This window comes from Sphingobium sp. 3R8, assembly GCF_020166615.1.
GTDB classification, from domain to species: domain Bacteria; phylum Pseudomonadota; class Alphaproteobacteria; order Sphingomonadales; family Sphingomonadaceae; genus Sphingobium; species Sphingobium bisphenolicum.
Window position 1 is genome coordinate 153722 of record NZ_JAIQXR010000004.1, and the last position, 16374, is coordinate 170095.

Sequence of the window (16374 nt, forward strand, 5' to 3'; positions counted from 1 at the left end):
CGCTTCACCCCCACTACATGCGCGCCCATGGGACGCTTCTCCAAAATGCATGGCCTCGGCAACGACTTCGTCGTCATCGACGCGCGCGCGCAGGCGATCGGCATGACGGAGTCTCGCGCCCGCGCCATCGCCGACCGTCATGCCGGCATCGGCTGCGACCAACTCATCCTGATCGGCAACGCCCCAGACGCCGACGTGTCGATGCAAATCTTCAACGCCGACGGCAGCGAAGTCGAAGCCTGCGGCAACGCCACCCGCTGCGTGCCCCTGTTCGTCGGCCGCGACGTGCTGATCCGCACCAAGGCGGGTCTACTCGACGCCAAGGCCGTCGATGGCGGCGCCAACGTCGATATGGGCGCGCCGCGCTTCGACTGGGACGCGATCCCGCTCGCCTATCCCATGGACACGCTGACCATGGGCGCCAGTTGGGAAGAGCTGCCCGCCCCCGCCGCGGTCAATGTCGGCAACCCGCATGTCATCTTCTTCGTGGACGATCTGGACGGTGTGAACTTCCACCTTCTCGGCCCGCTGATCGAGCATGATCCGCTGTTCCCGGCCCGCGTGAACGTCAATTTCGCGCAGGTCGTCGGCGAAAACCAGATCCGCCTGATCGTATGGGAACGCGGCGCGGGTCTGACGCGCGCCTGTGGCACGGGCGCCTGCGCCACCGCCGTCGCCGCCATCCGCCGCAAGCTGATGACGGGTCCGGTGACGGTCAGTCTGCCCGGCGGCGATCTGGTGATCGACTGGGCGCCGGGCGGCACGATCCGCATGACCGGCCCCGCCACCCACGTCTTCGATGGCGAGGCTGACTGGGACCGCTTCTGATGCCCCCTGCCTCAACCAAAGCGCCGGACATCATCACCATGGGCTGCCGCCTCAACATCGCGGAGAGCGAAGCGATTCGCGACATGGCGGCCGGCCAGGACGATCTGATCGTGGTCAATAGCTGCGCCGTGACGGCCGAAGCGGTGCGCCAGACCCGCCAGGCGATCCGCCGCGCCCGGCGCGAACGACCCGACGCCCGCATCCTCGTCACCGGCTGCGCCGCCCAGACCGAACCGGAGACCTTCGCCGCCATGGCCGAAGTCGATGGCGTGATCGGCAATCGGGAGAAGATGGAGGCGAGCAGCTTCGCTGCGATGACCGAAAAGGTCCGCGTTTCCGACATCATGGCCGTCCGCGACACCGCCCCGCATATGGCCAGCGCTTTTGCCGACCATGCCCGCGCGTTTCTGGAGGTCCAGAATGGCTGCGATCATCGCTGCACCTTCTGCATCATTCCCTATGGCCGGGGGAACAGCCGCTCCGTCCCCGCCGGCGCGGTGGTGGACAAGGCGAAGCAACTGGTCGATGCGGGCTATCGGGAAATCGTGCTGACCGGCGTGGACGTCACCAGCTACGGCCCGGACCTGCCCGGCAGCCCGTCGCTCGGCCTGCTGATCGAACGTATATTGAAGGGCGTGCCCGATCTGACCCGCCTGCGCCTTTCCTCCCTCGACAGCGTGGAAATCGACGAACGGCTGTTCGATCTTATCGCGCACGATCCGCGTATGATGCCGCATCTACATCTGTCGCTGCAGGCGGGCGACGACCTGATCCTCAAGCGCATGAAGCGCCGCCACGGCCGGGCCGACGCCATCCGCATTGTGGAACGGCTCAAGGCCGCCCGCCCCGGCATCAGCATCGGCGCAGACATCATCGCCGGCTTCCCGACCGAGGATGACGCGATGTTCGAGAACAGCCTCATGCTCATCGACGAATGCGACATCGTCCACGGCCATATCTTTCCCTTTTCGCCGCGCACCGGCACCCCTGCCGCACGTATGCCGCAGGTCGATCGCGCGACGATCAAGGCCCGCGCCGCCCGCCTGCGCGACGCCTGCGCCGCGCGACGCGAAACTTGGCTCTGCAGCCTGATCGGCACGACCCAGTCGGTGCTGGTCGAACGCAGCGGCCTGACCGGCCATGCTGAAAATTTCGCGCCGGTGCGCTTCGCGGCGGCGCAGCCCCCCTCCTCCATCGTTCCCGTTCCCATCACGGCGCTTGAGAATGGCGCGCTGATCGCGCAAGAGGCCGCATAATGACAGATACCGGCACCAGCTGGCGCGATCGCCTCTTCGGCGGACTGAAGCGCACATCCGACAGGCTTGGCGACAACCTCACCGGCCTTTTCTCCAAGGCCGCGCTCGACGACCAGACGCTCGACGAGATCGAAGAGGCGCTGATCGTCTCCGACCTTGGCCCGGCCATGGCCGGACGCGTGCGCGAACGACTGGCCGAGGGGCGCTACAACAAGGCATTGACCGAGGAATATCTGCGCCAGATCATCGCGGAGGAGATCGAGAAGGTGCTGGCCCCCGTGGCCCGCCCGCTGGAGATCGAGGCCTTTCCGCGGCCGCAGGTGATCCTGGTCATCGGCGTCAACGGTTCGGGCAAGACAACCACTATCGCCAAGCTGGCCAATAATTTCCTGGAGCAGGATTATGGCGTGATGCTGGCCGCCGGCGACACGTTCCGTGCGGCGGCGATCGGCCAACTCAAGGTCTGGGCTGAGCGGCTGGGCATCCCCATCGTGGCGGGCAAGGAAGGCGGCGACGCGGCGGGCATCGTGTTCGACGCGGTCAAGCAGGCGACGGAAACCGGCATCGACGTGCTGATCGTGGACACCGCCGGGCGCCTCCAGAACAAGACCGAGCTGATGGATGAGCTGGCCAAGGTGCGTCGCGTGCTGGGTCGATTGAACCCCGCCGCCCCGCACGACGTTGTGCTGGTTCTGGATGCCACGACAGGACAGAATGCGTTGAACCAGATCGAAGTCTTCAAGGAAACGGCGCAGGTGACGGGGCTGGTCATGACCAAGCTGGACGGCACCGCGCGCGGCGGCGTGCTGGTCGCGGCGGCGGAGAAATTCCGCCTGCCCATCCATGCGATCGGCGTGGGCGAGAAAATCGAGGATCTGCGTCCCTTCGATCCCGGCGACATGGCGCGCGCCATTGCGGGGACGGCCTATGCACGGTGAGCATTGTCGTTCGTCATGCCGGCAAAGGCTGGCGTCTTTCTTCCTTTTGCGGCGCATGAAGAAAAGTGGGATCCCGGCGTTCGCTGGGATGACGGAGCACAACTGATGGTCGATACCAAGCCCGCTGCAAAGCCCGCCCATGGCGGCACGCTCAGCCTAGCGCTCGATTTCGGGCCGCTGCTGGTCTTCTTCCTGACCTACAAGGGTGCCGGGTGGTTCTGGGGCGCGGGCAATCCGATCACCGCCATGACCTTCGGCACGGCCGCCTTCATGGCGGCGATCGTGATCGCGGTCGTCATCTCCAGGGTGAAGCTGGGCCGGGTATCGCCGATGCTCTGGCTGTCGGCGCTGCTGATCCTGTTTTTCGGCGGCCTCACCATCTACTTTCACGACCAGAGCTTCATCCAATTGAAGCCCACGATCATCTACAGCTTCTTCGCGATGATGCTCTTCGCCGGATTGTTGCGTGGCAAACCGCTGCTCAAATATCTGCTCCAGGCCGCCTATGACGGCCTCAGCGAAACCGGTTGGATGAAGCTGTCGCGCAATTGGGCCTTGTTCTTCGTCGCCATGGCGATCGCGAACGAGGTGATGCGCCGGTCGATGAGTTTCGACAGCTGGCTGGCGGTCAAGGTGTGGGGAGTCACCATCATCTCGGTCGTCTTTGCCGCCGCCAATATCCCGATGCTGATGCGCCACGGCCTGACGCTCGGCGATGGCCTCGACAGCGACGAGGTGGGTGAAACCACCCCGCCGCAAGGCTGAGTTAAGCCGCCCGCGCCTGCACCACCTCGTCGACGATGATGTCGCGCAGATGGCCGTCCCGGTCGGGCCACAGGATCGACGCGCCGGCCTGCATCCCGATCAGCGCCGCACCGATCGGCGTCAGGATTGAAATGCGGCCCAGCGCTACATCGGCATGACCGGGATAGACCAATTGGACCCTCCGCGACGCGCCGTCACGGCCATCGCGATAGGCCACATCCGATCCCATGGCGACGACGGTACAGGGCAAGTCGGCCGACGCGCAAAGCTGCGCACGCCCGACCTCCTGCTGCAGCAACTGGCACACATCGGGGAAGCGGTCGCGCGCCGCCCAGGCCAGGTCGGAGATCATGTCCGCTTCGGATTCGACAAGGTGGATGGGCGGCACGGCCGCCCCGTTCTGATGCAGGATCATGGAAAGGCTTCCTGATAGAGGATCGGCCCGACTGCGGGCCTCTGGCGTCAAGAAGGTGCCCCGGACCCTGCCGGCCGATCGCCTGTCAGGTCCGGGGCGGATCGCCCGCGAGAAGTTGGCCCCCGTGATGACGGAAGCGCGAAAAGGCGGCGCCATTTTGCATGATCCGATCCTGTTGGACCAGGACCGCTCTGTCAAGCGAACCCGACACGCGCCCTACTTCGGCCAACTTCCAGCACCAATTTCTGCGATCGTTTCGCAATAGGCACATATCTGTTTTCTTGGGCGTTGGGGCAGCATATGGGAAACGGCGGAGGCGTCCACGCCCCGCATGGACCATATGACCAACCGGCCGCTCCACCCTGCGTGCGGCCGCCCCATAACGAACCCGAGGAGTTCCGCCATGGCCTTTGTTCTGCCCGATTTGCCCTATGCCAAGGATGCTTTTGGCGACATCCTGTCCGTCGAAACCTTCGACTTCCACCATGGCAAGCATCACAATGCCTATGTCGTGAAGGCCAATGAACTGGTCGCCGCGGACGAAAGCCTGCAGGGCAAGTCGCTGGTCGAGCTGATCAAGTCGGCCAAGGGCGGTCTTTTCAACCAGGTCGGCCAGATCTGGAACCACACTTTCTACTGGCAGTCGCTGTCGCCCACGAAGACCGAACCGACCGGGGAATTGCTGACCAAGATCAACGAAGCCTTCGGATCGGTCGATGCGCTGATCGAAAAGCTGAAAGCCGAAGCGGTGGGCCACTTCGCCAGCGGCTGGGCCGCGCTGGTCCTGAAGGACGGCAAGCTGGAAGTAACCAGCTATCATGACGCCGATACCCCCGTCGCCCATGAAGGCCATGCGCCGCTGCTGATCGTCGATGTGTGGGAACATGCCTATTATATCGACTATCGCAACCTGCGCCCCAGCTATGCCGACCGCATCCTCAAGGAAGCGATCAACTGGGACTTTGCGGCGCTGAACCTCGACGGTGAAGGCGCCAGCCGCGCCGACCAGCCGGCCTGATATCGAAAAGGGGACCGGGCGCATACGACCGGTCCCCTTTTCCACGACGCGTGAATGCACTCGGCGGGATCAGGCCGCTTCCAGTTGCGTCACAAATTGTTCGGCCGCCCGCTGCAACGTCTTCGCCGTGCTCGACAGGCTGGACGCCGCACTGGACACGCGCGCCGACAGGCTTTCGGTGTCGCGCGCGACATCGGCGACATCTTCCATCTGTCGCGTCATGATGGCCGCGTCCTGCGCCGTATCACGCGCGGATTCACCTATCGCGCTGGTCGCATCGCGCTGATCGACGACTGCCCGCTGGATCGCATCCGCCGCCTCCGCCAGTTGCTCGACGGCGCCTGCGACGTCGGATAGCGCCTCACGTGCCACCCCGGCCCCTTGACGGGCGGACCAAGCCAAAGCGTGAATTTCCCCGGTCGCATTTGCGGCCTGGCCAGCCAATTGCTTTACTTCTCCGGCCACCACCGCGAAACCCCGGCCGACATCGCCGGCGCGCGCCGCTTCGATCGTGGCATTCAGCGCCAGAAGGTTGGTGCGCGCGGCGATATCCGTTATGGAATCGGCGAAGCTGGTGATGGAGGTGGTACGTCCCTCCAGTTCGTGCACGGCCTGATGCCCCGTAGCAGACACGCGCTGCGCTTCGCCGCCGAGCATGGCCTGCTGGTGCGACGCCGATGCGATCGCCGTAATCGATTCCGACAATTGATCGATACGCCGCGCCAACATCGTCGCATTGGCGGAGGATTGTTCGGCAATCGCCACCGTTTCCTCGGTGCCGGCGCTTGCACGTTGGGCCAGATGGTTGAGTTGACGCGCCGAATCGTCGAGTTCCTGCGCGGCTGCTCCAACCGCGCCGACGATTTCCGCCACGGACCGCCGAAAATCCCCGACCAGCGCAAGCGTCATCGCTCGCCGCTCCGTCGCCATCCGCGCCTTTTCCGCTTCCTGTTGCCCACGCAATTGCGCAGCCTTGGCGTCCATTTCGCGGCTCGTCGCCATGGCAGCTTCTGCCGCACTCCGGCCCTGGTCAGCCTCTTCGGCGAGTTGGCTGGCCTGCACCACATGCCCGTCTAACGCGAGCAGCATGACGCGCAGCCGAACCGTAAGATAGCATAGCACCGCTGCCTGCAACACGACCGCTATGCCGTGGATAGCCACCCGGCCGATATTGGAGTTGTCAGGAAAAACCCAGGCCGGCAGAAGCAGGCTGAGCACCAGGTGATGGGCGGCCGTCAGCGACGCAGCAAGCAGGATGGGGCGCCAATCATACAGTAGCGCCAGCCCCGCCAATGCGACAAAAAAGAACATATGACCGTCCATCTGCCAGCTATGGCCTGACAGCAGATACAGCCCGATCGCCGGCTGAACCGCGGCCAATGTCCCCATGGCCAGGCGCGCTTCGAGGTCACGTCGCGCGCGCATGACCCGGATGGTGGGAAGCGCGTTGACAAGAGCCGACAGGAACAGGGCGCGACCGCTATGCTCCACCCCCAGCAGCAGACCCATGAGGCCGATCGCCACGGTCCAGAGCCAGTTGGCGAAAAGGAGGATGCGCAACCCCTGCAGCCGCAGCCGATCCAGGCTCGTCATGGCGCTCATCAGGCCGACGCTCCGCATCCGCCCATTTGCGCCGAAAGGGCGACGATTCCGTGATGCAGAAGCGCCGGGGCAAGATCGTCGCGCTCCCCCTCGACCAGAAGGGAACCTGCCCACGGGCCTTTCGCCACCAGTCGCGCGCCATGGGCGACAGCGACTGGCGCCAGTGCGGCAACCGCCTCCTGGGTCAGCGGCACCAGCAGCATCCTGCCGCTGGCCGGCGGAACGGCGTATAATCCCAGCAGGCCGAACAGAATGAGGATGCACTGGCCTGCCATGGGCAGCACGGACCTAAGGGACGCAGATAACTTCATTCCACCCGATTAGGTGGAATTGGTAAGGATAATATTAAGGATATTCCGACGATTGAGACCCAAGGATTCCGCGAGTTCGTCAAGATCGGCGCCCGGCCGGACCAGCAACCAGTCGCGGCTGGCCGCAGCATCCACTACCGTTACGGCGCCCCTGGGACATATGCCCAGACAATTGACCTCCATCACGCCCGCCGTCGCCTTACGCCCCTTTTTCAAGGACAAATGTTTGCGCAGCGCCTTGGCCAGCCGTTCGCCGCCGCCCGGACCAAAACCGCCGTCCAATTTCTTGGAACATTTGCGGCAAACCAGCACCACATTGGTCCAATTCGAACGGACATAATCCGTCAATCACTCGCTCCCCGCGGTTTCCAGGTCCGCCGTTCCTCTGCCGCACGCAGTACTTCATAAGCGGCCTGAATCGCCTGGAACCGCACCGAGGCATCGCTGTCGCCTGGCTTCACGTCGGGATGATATTCCTTGGCAAGCCGGCGCCAGCTCTTCTTCACATCCTCGAAACCAGCATCGTCCTCCAGCTCCAGCGCCTTGAGCGCATGGAGTTCGTCGCGCGATCGGCTGCCGTCGCCCGGCCCGCCCCAGCTATGATAGGCGCTGGATTGATAACCGCCCGCATCCCGCCGTTCGGCCTGCTCGCGCGCTGCCCGTTCTTCCTGGTCCAGCCCCTGAAAATAGTCCCAGTTTCGGTTATATTCGCCGGCATGATCAGCGCAGAAATACCAGCGTTCCGGGCTGTTGGGGGACTTGGGCGCGGGGCAGTCGCCGGGGCGATCGCAGCCATAGCGGTCGCACAGGCGCACCTTCTGCGCCTCACGCGATCCGCCATAGGCGCGCCATCGGGGAAATCCCCAGTCATTGGATCGGCTCTGTCTTGCCATCCGGCCAAATTAGGGAATAAGCCGCGCAAACGCCAGCCCGGCGGGCATATTTGCGCGGGAAAATGCCAGAGGGCCTGTAAGCCGGGTTCTGTCCACCCTGTTTCCAGGGATAGGCGACCATTCCTCTAGGGAACGGATTACTCCGTTCCTCAAGCAACCAACCCGGGCGGTCTCGGCCGAAACAGGCCTAGCGGTCGAAGCCGCGCGCCGCCCCTATTCGGTCTTGCTCCCGGTGGGGTTTACCGTGCCGCCTTGCGTTGCCGCAGACGCGGTGCGCTCTTACCGCACCCTTTCAATTTCGCCTGCCCTAGGGCTTAGTCCTGGAAGGACTGGGCGACCTGCTTTCTGTTGCACTGTCCCTTGGATCGCTCCAGCCGGTCGTTAACCGGCACCGTCATTTCGTGGAGCCCGGACTTTCCTCGCCGTGGCAGTTACCCGCCACGCCGCGGCCGCCCGGCCCTCTGGCGAAACGGGCCTTAGACCGATTTGTCGGCCCCGTCATCCCGCTTATTCATCGCCGCGCGGCTTGGGCAGCAGCAGGGCCAGCAGGATGGCGCGACATTCGCCGCAGATCACTCCGTCGATCAGCTCCGGCCGGAAGCGGCGTTGGAAAGCGACCACCGCCGCTTGCGGATCGGCAATGTCATAGCCGAATCGCTCGAGCGCCAGCATGAAGCCGCCGTCGGTCCAGTGCGGGTCCATCAGATTCTTGGTGGGTCGCGGGAGCGCCAGGCGCAGGCGCGCGAGTTGGCCCCAAGGAAAAAGCTCGCCAGGATCCTGCTTGCGCGCGGGCGCGATATCGCTGTGGCCGACGATGTTGCCACGCGTGATGCGGTGACGCTGGACGATCGCATGAACCAGCGGAATCAGCGATCCCATCTGCGTTTCGGGGAAAGGCCGATAGCCCCATTCATGCCCCGGATTGACGATCTCTATGCCGATGCTGGCCGAATTGACGTCATCGACGCCGCGCCAGTGCGATCGGCCCGCATGCCAAGCCCGTTTACCCTCGTCGACCATGCGGATGATCTGGCCGTCCTCGGTCACGACATAATGGGCCGACACTTTCGATTCCGGGTTGGCCAGCCAATTGATGGCGCTCGCCGCATCGGGCATACCGGTATAGTGCAGCACCAACATCGTGATCGGCAGGCTGCGATCGTCAAAATTGGGCGACGGCGTTTCGATCATCGGCATGTCGGTCATCGGGGAAGGCCAGTCACTTGCAGCGGCTCGATCATCGCACCCTTCCGGCGCGCCTCTCTGGCGGCCTCTAATGGACAATGACCGAGACCGGCGCAGCAATCAAGCAGGGTTAATGCGGATGAAGCCGGTTCAGCCCGCGCGACGCATCGGTCCACCGGCGCAATGGGGCAGCAGGGCCTTGGGCGCATAGCCCCCACGGAAATCCGGGTGCGGCAGGAAATCATCGCCTTGGCCGATCACCGTTTCCCCTGCGCCCAGCAACAGGACCGATCCTGCATGGCTATGCCGGGCGAGCAGTCGCAGCACTTCCCCGCGTCGTTCGGGTGTGAAGTAGAGCAACACGTTGCGACAGAGAATCAGATCATATTCCCCGGTCGGAGCATGCGGATCGAACAGATTATCATGCCGGAAATCGATCATCCGGCGCAGTTCCGGGCTGGCCCGCCACTCTTCCCCATGCGGCTCGAACCATTTGATCAGGTCGCCCACGGCCAAACCACGCTGCACGTCCATCTGCGAAAAGGTGCCGGCTTTCGCCTGCTCGATCGCGGCGGTGGAAATGTCCGTCGCCAATATCTCGATCCGCCACCCCAGCCAGCGCGCAGCATCGTTGCGCAAGCGGATCGCGAGCGAATAGGCTTCCTGCCCGGTCGAACAGCCCGCACTCCAGATACGCAGCGTGCGGTCCTGCCGAGCGTCCTGGATATGCGGCAGAATCTGGCGATGGATCATGTCGAAAATCTGAAGATCGCGGAAAAAGCTGCTTTCATTGTTCAGCAGCGCATTGACGACATCCTCGTCCAGCCGCGGATCGCGCCTGCGCAACAGCCGAGCGGCCAGATCATCGATATCCTGCAACCCATGGGCGCGCAGGACGGGGCGCAGCGCGGTTTCCATCCGCCAGGCGCGACCTTCGGACAGCACTTGCCCGGTTCTTGCCTCGAGCAATCCCGACAGGATGCGCTCAGCGCCCTGGAAAATCGCGGCTCCGGTTGGGGGCAGCGGCATCAGGCGGCAATCTTTCCACGGCGGGCCACGAAATTCATGATCGCCAAGGGCTCCATGACCGCGCAGGTCAGCCCGGCCCCGGCGACCGAACCCGGCATCCCCCACACCACGCTGCTCGCTTCGTCCTGGGCGACGATCCAGCCGCCGGCCGCGACGATCTCGCGCGCGCCTAATGTTCCGTCGCGCCCCATGCCGGTGAGCACGATGCCCGCGGCCCCCGCTCCATAGACTTCCGCCATGCTGGCAAACATCGGATCGACGCCGGGCAGATTGCCAGCCGGCGTGCGTTCGGGATTGAGGAGGATCGTGACACGGCCATGCAAGCCGCGCCGCAATTGGATATTGGCGTCACCGGGTGCGACATAGACGATATCGGGTGTCAGCAGATCGCCGGTTTCCGCCACCTTCACACGCAGGCTGGTCATCCGTGACAGTTGCTGCGCGAAATAAACAGTGAAGCTGGCGGGGAGATGCTGGGTCAGCAGCAGCGGCACGCCCAACGGCGCAGCGAGCCCCTGAAATAGCTGGCCCAAGGCATGAATGCCACCGGTCGATGCGCCGATGCCAATGCAGGCGAGCGGCGCGGTGGCAGGATCAACCGATGGCGGGGTGGGTAGACGCGGCAGCGGCGGTGCTGCAAGTCGATCGCCAAACAGCCGGTTCAGCCGGTCTATGAGCGCCTGGGGGAATTGTTCGCCGAAGCTGCCACTGCCTGGCTTGGACACGATATCGCTGGCCCCGAGCGCCAGCGCCTCGATCGCGGCGGCGCTGCCTTCCTCGCATCGCCCCGACAGAATCGCGACCTTCACGGCCGGATTCGCGCGCAATATCTGCGGCAAGGCAGCCAGACCACTCTGACCCGGCAGCTCAATGTCGAGCAGCACCAGATCGACTACATTTTCCGCCAGATAGCCCAGCGCATGTTCGGCGCTGTTGGTTTTGTGCACCACATTATAGCCCGGATCGCCATGAAGAATGCGTTCGATGACTGTCCGCACGACGACCGAATCATCGACCACCAGCGTGCGAACGGTGCGTCGTTCACTGCTGCGGCTGGATGGTATCGGCATGATCGCGTTCATCATGGACTTTCTGCGCGGAAGGATCAGATGGAAATCGGGCACTCCTGGATCAGCGGGAAGGCGCCGCTAGATCACGCCGACAATCGCCAGCTTGCTTTCCAATGTCTCCCTGTCGAATGGCTTCATGACATATTCGTCGGCACCGGCCTCGACCGCCGCCTTGATATGGCTGATGCCATTTTCGGTGGTGCAGAAGATGATCTTGGGCCGTGCCGCCATCTTCGCGCTGGACAGGGCCTGAAGGAACTCCATGCCGCTCATGATCGGCATGTTCCAGTCGAGCAGCACGACATCGGGCGGGAAAGCCTCGCATTTGGTCAGCGCGTCCTGTCCGTCCACCGCCTCGCTGACCGTCAGGTCCAGCGATTCGAGAATGTGGCGGGCAACCTTGCGGATGACCTTTGAATCGTCGACGACCAGGCAATTCTTCATGAAGCGTCCCTTAGGTTTTTTGCGTCCCGTTGCAGCGGGCTTAACCGGCAAAGCCAAGTATTTGGTAAACGACGCACCATTCTTTATGCCGCCTGGGCCAAGGCGCCGCCCTCGATGAATGCAGCCAGCGAAACCAGCAGCCAGGGATGGCCATCTTGTTCGACCAGCGCGCGCGCATACGGCGCCCAGGCAGGGTCGAGTTGACCACGCAACGGGAGTTCCCCCTCCGGCACGCGGCAGATATCCGACACGCCATCGACCATCAGGCCATAGCTGTGGCCGCTGATATTGGCGATGATGGCGAGGCCGCGCTGCTCGGCCGGGGTAGCCCGGCCGTGGATCAATGCGGCGACATCGATGATGGTGAGGACGCGACTGCGCAAGGCGGAAAGGCCGGCGACATGCGCCCCCATGCCCGGCACCGGGGATATATCGGTCAGGCGGACAACCGCCTCAACCTCTCCGGTTTCGACCGCGATCCGCGTGTTGGCCAGAGTCGCAAGAAGATAGAGCTGATCCATGGCCGCCTTCCTTAAGCCCGCCGACCGGCGATCGCCGCCATCAGCGCATCCTGATCATAGCGATAAATGCTGACGTCCTGCGGCCCGTCAGGGCGAGGCGAGGCGCGCAGATGCACGACGCGACACCCCATGATTTCGGCCGCCTGCGCGGCATCCGCTTCCGTGCAAAGGACCACGTCTTCCGGATCGACGGCGCAGTCGCCGGGCAGGCCCAGAACCACCTCATGTCCCGCCTGCCGCAGCAATGGCGCCAATATCTCACGCGTCCATCCATCGCCGCTGTCGGCCAGCACGCATCGCCCCCGCGCACGCTCGACCGCCCCTTCTTCGGGCAAACCGGCGAAAAGGGCGAAGGGATTGATCACCTCGAGATGCTCGCCATCGACTACCGCGACGCCGCTCAACATCCCATGCATGGCGACCATGTCCGGGACGGCCGGCATCTGGACGATGTCGAGTACGCTTGCCACGGGATAGCAGGCCTCGCGCCGATCGTCGCGCAAGCGCAGCGCGGACACCTTGACCCGATCGAATTGCGACAGGCCGTTGGCGACAGGCACCAGCCGCTCGTCGAGCCGCACGAACGCACGGCCGCCCGATTTGCCGAACAGGCTTGCATCGATGTCTTCGACCCGCTCGATCAGTGACAATTTGAGCAGGCGGCGTTCGCCCGTCAGTTCCTCGAAACGCAGTGCCGCGACCATCTCGACGCCGGCTTGCGCGCCGGCTTGCTCTTCCTGCTGCCGCGCAGCCCGATCGTCCACGATGTTGGGCAGACGCGCCGCGTTGGCGAGACCGGCGGCGTCGAGCAACAGCATCGGCTTGCCATTGTCAGGCAGGGTCATGCCGGCATAGACCCCGGTCGCCATCACCAGGGGCGAGGCCGGACGGATCACCAGTTCCTCATGATTATCGACCGCCGACACGCCCATCGCGAAGGGTACGCCAGTGGCCGAACGCACCACCATGATAGCGCGCGGCCCCTGCTGAACGGGCTTTTCCATGCCCAGCACATCTTCAAGATCGACCATGGAATGGCGGATTGCGCGAATCGTCGCGATCTTTGCGCCCCCGACCTCGCTGACCTGCAACGTTTCATTATTGTCGTGCAGGATTTCGACCACCGCCGAGCGCGGGATCGCGAAATGCTGACCGCCTGCCCGGACAATCAGCCCGGGAATGATGGTCAGCGTCAACGGCACGCGCAACGTAATGCACAACCCCTGCCCCGGATGATTGTCGAGAGCGATAACCCCGCCGATACGCTCCACATTGGCGCGCACCACATCCATGCCGACACCCCGGCCGGAAATGGCGGTCACCTGATTCGCGGTCGAAAGGCCGGCCTGGAAAATGAGGTCGAGCTTGTCTTCTTCGGAAAGACGCATGGCGGCTTCCCGGGTCAACCGGCCTGCGGCGATGGCCTTGTCGACCAGACGCGCCGTGTCGATGCCTGCACCGTCGTCGGCGATCGCAATGACGATCTGATTGCCCGACTGGCGTGCTTCCAGCCGCAAGCGCCCCACGTCCGGTTTCCCCGCGGCGCGCCGGTTTTCAGGCGTCTCGATACCGTGATCGATGCTGTTGCGCACGATATGGGTGAGCGGATCGACGACCATCTCCACCATTTCGCGGTCCATTTCGACATCGCCGCCTTCCAGCGTGAGGTCGATGCGCTTGCCAAGGTCGCGGCCAAGGTCGCGCACCATCCGCGGGATGGCGGCAAACAGGCGATCGACCCGTTGCATCCGCGTCTTGGATATCACGTCGCGCATATCGGCCACGCAGGTCGACAGCCGTTCGAACACATTATCCAGTTCGGGATCGGCGGAACGCTCGCGCAGCTTGCGCGACAATTCATTGCGCGCCAGCACCATGTCCGACACGCCATTCATCAACTGATCGATCAGACTGAGAGGCAGGCGAATGGTCCGCGGCCCCGATTGCGCCCCACCCTGCCGCGCGACGGCAACGGGCGCTGCGGCCGTTTCGATCGCTGACTGGGCGGCGCGTTCGGGCTGGGCGCTCAGAGCGCCGATCAGAAAATCATCATTCTCGCTGGGCAGGGCCGCACCGATGGCGACCGCCTCGGTCAGTTCGCCAATCCGGTCCATGATGCCGAGTACGGCGCTGACGGTGGCGGGGTCCGCCCCACGCTTTCCCGCGCGAATCTCAGACAGCACATCCTCGGCCGCGTGACTCAGCCGTTCGAAGCGCGGCAAATTCAGGAAGCCGCAGCTACCCTTCACCGTATGGAAAAAGCGGAAGATGGCATCCAGCCGATCCCGGTCGGATGGATCGGCTTCCCAGGCGACCACTTCGCCTGCGAGAGCCTCCAGCGTTTCCTGGGTCTCGGATATGAATTCCTGAAGTAGTTCGTCCATTCCCTGTGGGCCCCACGGATGCGCGCAGGGGCACCATGGCGGGGCGTGGTTAAAGGGCCGTTAAAGGCGAGACGAACGGCGTAATGCGTTCATGCAAAAAGGGCGCCGCGCACAGACGCGACGCCCTTGTCGGCTCGGGTAGTGAACCGCTGCTTATTGATGCTTTTCGACGGCATCCTCAGCCTTGTCACCCGCTTCGCGGGTGGCGGCAGCCTTGTTCTCCAGCGCGTCGGCGGCGTTTTCAGCCGCATTCTCGGCGTTGCCGCTCAGATTGTCGGCCATCGCCTCCATATTGTCGGCCTGGTTGTCGAGTGCGTCCGCCTGGTTCTCGTAAGCGTTCTCGACCTTGTTTTCCTTGGCGGAATCGCACGCGGCGAGCGCGACAAGGCTGGCAAGGCCCAGGACTGTGACGAAAGTTTTCACGGCGTATTCTCCTGTTTGCGCCCCCAGGGGCTGACGTCATTCGGCACGGGATTCCATCGGCGCCACGCCATCTGGAACCCTGACGCGGATCAACCGGCCGCATGCATGATGGTTCCCGTCGCGGCCTCGTTTCGTCGCAAAAACGATTATTTTTTAAGCGAATCCCGGATTTCGCGCAGCAGCACGATGTCCTCGGGCGTGGGGGCCGGCGCGGCCGGCGCAGGTTCGGGCTTGGCGGTAAGCTTGTTCATCGCCTTGACCAGCAAGAAGATGATGAAGGCGAGAATGATGAAATTGACCAGCACGGTCAAAAACTGTCCCCAGCCGAACATCGCGACGCCGGCGGCTTTCAGATCGGTATAGCTGTCAGGATTGCCCTTGAAGCCGGGCGGCAACTCTCCGAGCCGCACAAAATAACCGGAAAAATCGGCGCCGCCGAAGATGTAGCCGACCACCGGCATGATGAGGTCGTCGGTCAGCGACTTCGTGATGGTGGCGAAGGCGCCGCCAATGATGACACCGACCGCGAGGTCCATCACATTGCCGCGGTTGATGAATGTCTTGAATTCGGAAATCAGTCCCATGGGGAACTCCTTGCGCTGTCTACGATAATATCAGGATGGCCCGTTGCGCCTTTCAGGACAACGCCCTATTTCCACAGGCGAAACAAAAAGCCGAGGATGTTCCATGACGCTCCTGCGCCGCTTCTCCACCGTCCTGCTACCGATGTTCGGGGCGCTCGCCCTGTCCGCCTGTGGCATCAACAGCGTGCCGACCGCCGAAGAGGAGGCGAAGGCGAAATGGGCCGACGTCCAGGCGCAATATCAACGCCGCGCCAACCTGACGGGCAATCTCGTCGCCACCGTGAAGGCGGCAGGCAAGCAGGAACAGGCGACGCTGACCGCCGTGGTCGAAGCCCGCGCCAAGGCGACGTCGGTCCAGATCAACGCCGAAGATCTGTCCGATCCCGCCAAGGTGGCGCAGTTCCAGGCGGCGCAAGCCCAACTGAGCCAGGGGCTGGGCCGCCTCCTCGCCACGGTCGAGGCCTATCCCGACCTCAAGACCAACGAGAATTTCCTGCAACTCCAGTCGCAACTGGAAGGCACGGAGAACCGCATCGCCGTCGCCATCCGCGACTATAATGGCGCAGTGCAGGCCTATAATACCCGCATCCGCACCTTCCCCGACGCGATCGGCGCCAAGCTGATCCATGGCGCGAAGCCCATGACCCCGTTCCAGGCCACTACGCCGGGCGCGGAGGAGGCGCCGAAGGTCGACTTCGGCAACTGATC

At 63.8% G+C, this 16374-nt stretch carries 19 protein-coding genes and 1 other RNA gene; 6 read left to right on the top strand and 14 right to left on the bottom strand.

Features of this window, described 5'->3' with window-relative positions:
• Window positions 1–27: 27 nt before the first annotated feature.
• The 4 genes from dapF (at window position 28) to ispZ (ending at window position 3787) form a co-directional block, all read left to right on the top strand.
• The gene (gene dapF / locus K9B33_RS05550) at window positions 28–828 is read left to right on the top strand and encodes a diaminopimelate epimerase (RefSeq protein WP_224547273.1); all 801 of its coding nucleotides are present in this window, start codon (window positions 28–30) and stop codon (window positions 826–828) included.
• Window positions 828–2084, top strand: a complete 1257-nt coding sequence (gene mtaB / locus K9B33_RS05555) for a tRNA (N(6)-L-threonylcarbamoyladenosine(37)-C(2))-methylthiotransferase MtaB (protein ID WP_224547275.1) — start codon at window positions 828–830, stop codon at window positions 2082–2084. The genes dapF and mtaB overlap by 1 nt, the downstream gene beginning before the upstream one ends.
• Window positions 2084–3022: a signal recognition particle-docking protein FtsY gene (ftsY, locus tag K9B33_RS05560; protein WP_224547277.1), complete on the top strand. Its 939-nt coding sequence runs from the start codon at window positions 2084–2086 to the stop codon at window positions 3020–3022. The genes mtaB and ftsY overlap by 1 nt, the downstream gene beginning before the upstream one ends.
• A 105-nt stretch (window positions 3023–3127) precedes the next feature.
• Window positions 3128–3787, top strand: a complete 660-nt coding sequence (gene ispZ / locus K9B33_RS05565; protein ID WP_224547278.1) for a septation protein IspZ — start codon at window positions 3128–3130, stop codon at window positions 3785–3787.
• Between the two features lies 1 nt (window position 3788).
• Here the strand turns inward: ispZ and rnk are convergent, their stop codons facing one another.
• Window positions 3789–4202, bottom strand: a complete 414-nt coding sequence (gene rnk / locus K9B33_RS05570) for a nucleoside diphosphate kinase regulator (protein WP_224547279.1) — start codon at window positions 4200–4202, stop codon at window positions 3789–3791.
• Window positions 4203–4605: 403 nt separating this feature from the next.
• Here rnk and K9B33_RS05575 point away from each other — a divergent pair, with 403 nt between their 5' ends.
• Window positions 4606–5220 carry a superoxide dismutase gene (locus K9B33_RS05575; RefSeq protein ID WP_224547280.1) on the top strand — a complete coding sequence of 205 codons (615 nt, stop codon included), beginning with the start codon at window positions 4606–4608 and terminating at the stop codon, window positions 5218–5220.
• A 69-nt stretch (window positions 5221–5289) separates the two neighbouring features.
• On the opposite strand, the gene K9B33_RS05580 is transcribed toward K9B33_RS05575, so the two are convergent.
• The 13 genes from K9B33_RS05580 to mscL form a co-directional block, all read right to left on the bottom strand.
• Window positions 5290–6822 (bottom strand): methyl-accepting chemotaxis protein, encoded by a 1533-nt coding sequence (locus K9B33_RS05580; protein ID WP_224547281.1) that lies wholly within the window; start codon window positions 6820–6822, stop codon window positions 5290–5292.
• Complete coding sequence (locus tag K9B33_RS05585) at window positions 6822–7097, bottom strand: hypothetical protein (protein WP_224547282.1); 276 nt, start codon at window positions 7095–7097, stop codon at window positions 6822–6824. The genes K9B33_RS05580 and K9B33_RS05585 overlap by 1 nt, the downstream gene beginning before the upstream one ends.
• A 45-nt stretch (window positions 7098–7142) precedes the next feature.
• The gene (locus K9B33_RS05590; RefSeq protein ID WP_224547283.1) at window positions 7143–7481 is read right to left on the bottom strand and encodes a (2Fe-2S) ferredoxin domain-containing protein; all 339 of its coding nucleotides are present in this window, start codon (window positions 7479–7481) and stop codon (window positions 7143–7145) included.
• Window positions 7478–8026 (bottom strand): J domain-containing protein, encoded by a 549-nt coding sequence (locus K9B33_RS05595; protein ID WP_224547284.1) that lies wholly within the window; start codon window positions 8024–8026, stop codon window positions 7478–7480. Before K9B33_RS05595 ends, K9B33_RS05590 begins: the two co-directional genes overlap by 4 nt.
• Window positions 8027–8087: 61 nt before the next feature.
• An RNA gene (rnpB, locus tag K9B33_RS05600) (RNase P RNA component class A) lies at window positions 8088–8491 on the bottom strand.
• A gap of 42 nt (window positions 8492–8533) precedes the next feature.
• Entirely contained in the window at window positions 8534–9232 is a 699-nt protein-coding gene (locus K9B33_RS05605) for an N-acetylmuramoyl-L-alanine amidase (RefSeq protein ID WP_224547285.1), read from the bottom strand.
• Window positions 9233–9361: 129 nt separating this feature from the next.
• Window positions 9362–10240: a CheR family methyltransferase gene (locus tag K9B33_RS05610; protein WP_224547288.1), complete on the bottom strand. Its 879-nt coding sequence runs from the start codon at window positions 10238–10240 to the stop codon at window positions 9362–9364.
• Window positions 10240–11322, bottom strand: a complete 1083-nt coding sequence (locus K9B33_RS05615; protein ID WP_224547421.1) for a chemotaxis protein CheB — start codon at window positions 11320–11322, stop codon at window positions 10240–10242. The genes K9B33_RS05610 and K9B33_RS05615 overlap by 1 nt, the downstream gene beginning before the upstream one ends.
• 66 nt (window positions 11323–11388) lie before the next feature.
• Complete coding sequence (locus K9B33_RS05620; protein ID WP_224547290.1) at window positions 11389–11754, bottom strand: response regulator; 366 nt, start codon at window positions 11752–11754, stop codon at window positions 11389–11391.
• An 83-nt stretch (window positions 11755–11837) separates the two neighbouring features.
• A complete protein-coding gene (locus tag K9B33_RS05625; RefSeq protein ID WP_224547292.1) occupies window positions 11838–12275 on the bottom strand; it encodes a chemotaxis protein CheW in 438 nt (145 codons plus the stop codon).
• 11 nt (window positions 12276–12286) lie between these two features.
• The gene (locus tag K9B33_RS05630; RefSeq protein ID WP_224547294.1) at window positions 12287–14659 is read right to left on the bottom strand and encodes a chemotaxis protein CheA; all 2373 of its coding nucleotides are present in this window, start codon (window positions 14657–14659) and stop codon (window positions 12287–12289) included.
• 153 nt (window positions 14660–14812) lie between these two features.
• Window positions 14813–15082 (bottom strand): hypothetical protein, encoded by a 270-nt coding sequence (locus K9B33_RS05635; RefSeq protein ID WP_224547296.1) that lies wholly within the window; start codon window positions 15080–15082, stop codon window positions 14813–14815.
• A 146-nt stretch (window positions 15083–15228) separates the two neighbouring features.
• Window positions 15229–15666, bottom strand: coding sequence for a large conductance mechanosensitive channel protein MscL (gene mscL, locus K9B33_RS05640; RefSeq protein WP_224547298.1), 438 nt, complete (start codon window positions 15664–15666; stop codon window positions 15229–15231).
• Between the two features lie 103 nt (window positions 15667–15769).
• Here mscL and K9B33_RS05645 point away from each other — a divergent pair, with 103 nt between their 5' ends.
• The gene (locus K9B33_RS05645; RefSeq protein ID WP_224547299.1) at window positions 15770–16372 is read left to right on the top strand and encodes a LemA family protein; all 603 of its coding nucleotides are present in this window, start codon (window positions 15770–15772) and stop codon (window positions 16370–16372) included.
• Window positions 16373–16374: the final 2 nt, after the last annotated feature.

Excerpts from the sequence above, each read along its gene's own strand:
- dapF (WP_224547273.1), top strand. The coding sequence starts at position 28 with ATGGGACGCTTCTCCAAAATGCATGGCCTCGGCAACGACTTCGTCGTC.
- mtaB (WP_224547275.1), top strand. The coding sequence starts at position 828 with ATGCCCCCTGCCTCAACCAAAGCGCCGGACATCATCACCATGGGCTGC.
- ftsY (WP_224547277.1), top strand. The coding sequence starts at position 2,084 with ATGACAGATACCGGCACCAGCTGGCGCGATCGCCTCTTCGGCGGACTG.
- ispZ (WP_224547278.1), top strand. The coding sequence starts at position 3,128 with ATGGTCGATACCAAGCCCGCTGCAAAGCCCGCCCATGGCGGCACGCTC.
- rnk (WP_224547279.1), bottom strand. The coding sequence starts at position 4,202 with ATGATCCTGCATCAGAACGGGGCGGCCGTGCCGCCCATCCACCTTGTC.
- K9B33_RS05575 (WP_224547280.1), top strand. The coding sequence starts at position 4,606 with ATGGCCTTTGTTCTGCCCGATTTGCCCTATGCCAAGGATGCTTTTGGC.
- K9B33_RS05580 (WP_224547281.1), bottom strand. The coding sequence starts at position 6,822 with ATGAGCGCCATGACGAGCCTGGATCGGCTGCGGCTGCAGGGGTTGCGC.
- K9B33_RS05585 (WP_224547282.1), bottom strand. The coding sequence starts at position 7,097 with ATGGCAGGCCAGTGCATCCTCATTCTGTTCGGCCTGCTGGGATTATAC.
- K9B33_RS05595 (WP_224547284.1), bottom strand. The coding sequence starts at position 8,026 with ATGGCAAGACAGAGCCGATCCAATGACTGGGGATTTCCCCGATGGCGC.
- K9B33_RS05605 (WP_224547285.1), bottom strand. The coding sequence starts at position 9,232 with ATGACCGACATGCCGATGATCGAAACGCCGTCGCCCAATTTTGACGAT.
- K9B33_RS05610 (WP_224547288.1), bottom strand. The coding sequence starts at position 10,240 with ATGCCGCTGCCCCCAACCGGAGCCGCGATTTTCCAGGGCGCTGAGCGC.
- K9B33_RS05615 (WP_224547421.1), bottom strand. The coding sequence starts at position 11,322 with ATGAACGCGATCATGCCGATACCATCCAGCCGCAGCAGTGAACGACGC.
- K9B33_RS05620 (WP_224547290.1), bottom strand. The coding sequence starts at position 11,754 with ATGAAGAATTGCCTGGTCGTCGACGATTCAAAGGTCATCCGCAAGGTT.
- K9B33_RS05625 (WP_224547292.1), bottom strand. The coding sequence starts at position 12,275 with ATGGATCAGCTCTATCTTCTTGCGACTCTGGCCAACACGCGGATCGCG.
- K9B33_RS05630 (WP_224547294.1), bottom strand. The coding sequence starts at position 14,659 with ATGGACGAACTACTTCAGGAATTCATATCCGAGACCCAGGAAACGCTG.
- mscL (WP_224547298.1), bottom strand. The coding sequence starts at position 15,666 with ATGGGACTGATTTCCGAATTCAAGACATTCATCAACCGCGGCAATGTG.
- K9B33_RS05645 (WP_224547299.1), top strand. The coding sequence starts at position 15,770 with ATGACGCTCCTGCGCCGCTTCTCCACCGTCCTGCTACCGATGTTCGGG.